Source organism: Pseudomonas sichuanensis (assembly GCF_003231305.1).
GTDB classification, from domain to species: Bacteria; Pseudomonadota; Gammaproteobacteria; order Pseudomonadales; family Pseudomonadaceae; genus Aquipseudomonas; species Aquipseudomonas sichuanensis.
In genome coordinates this window covers 1-475 of record NZ_QKVM01000145.1, presented here as the reverse complement: position 1 = coordinate 475, position 475 = coordinate 1, and the positions used below count along the sequence as shown (strand labels likewise).

The window sequence follows — 475 nt, the reverse complement described above, 5'->3', positions numbered from 1 at the left end:
GCTGGCGCGTTCACCGCCGACTCGGTGGGCAACACCTACCAGGAAGGCCACGAAGACCAGGTCATGGTCCAGGGCTTCGAGCACGAAGTGATCATCCCGCGTGACCCGCAGTCCGGCCAGCCGACCGGCCAGCGCGTGCACAAGCCAGTGAAAATCACCAAGGTCTTCGACAAGGCTTCGCCGCTGCTGCTGGCTGCCCTGACCTCGGGCGAGCGCATGACCAAGATCGAGATCAAGTGGTACCGCACCTCGGCCCAGGGCACCCAGGAGCACTACTACACCACCGTCCTGGAAGACGCGATCATCGTCGACATCAAGGACTACATGCACAACTGCCAGGACCCGAGCAACGCTCACTTCACCCACCTGGAAGACGTGCACTTCACCTACCGCAAGATCACCTGGACCCACGAAGTGTCCGGTACTTCCGGTTCCGACGACTGGCGCGCGCCGGTCGCAGGCTAAGCCTGGACCC

The 475-nt window shown here is 63.2% G+C and carries 1 protein-coding gene; it reads left to right on the top strand.

Annotated features, from left to right (window positions below; translation table 11 throughout):
* Nucleotides 1–465, top strand: a 465-nt coding sequence (locus DM373_RS28470; protein WP_110996615.1) for an Hcp family type VI secretion system effector, incomplete at its 5' end; no start/stop codon positions are given.
* Between the last annotated feature and the right edge of the window lie 10 nt (nucleotides 466–475).